This is a genomic window from Bradyrhizobium sp. RD5-C2 (assembly GCF_019972155.1).
Lineage (GTDB): Bacteria > Pseudomonadota > Alphaproteobacteria > Rhizobiales > Xanthobacteraceae > Bradyrhizobium.
In genome coordinates this window covers 1-247 of record NZ_BOVL01000045.1, presented here as the reverse complement: position 1 = coordinate 247, position 247 = coordinate 1, and the positions used below count along the sequence as shown (strand labels likewise).

The following is a 247-nucleotide window of genomic DNA, read 5'->3' as shown; positions in this document are numbered from 1 at the left end:
TCCGTTACCTTGCGTGTCCCAGAGCGCGTATTGGGTGATCGTGTCGTGCTCGGCATCGCTGACCGAGAACAGGCTCGAGGCGAGAGCCGAGAACTGCCCGTGAACCGCGGCCACGTTCGGTGCCGTCACCACCGGGGCCGTGTCGGGGCCCGGTGTTGCCGTGAAGCTCTGCCAGGCGCCCCACATGCTGCCGTCATTGGCCCTCACCCAGAGCGTATCGGGCGTCGAACCGCCGGGGCCGAACACG

General features: G+C 68.0%; 1 pseudogene. It reads right to left on the bottom strand.

Annotation, left to right across the window (positions count from 1 at the left end):
* Nucleotides 1-247, bottom strand: a pseudogene (locus tag BraRD5C2_RS33635) (hypothetical protein); the annotation flags it as partial.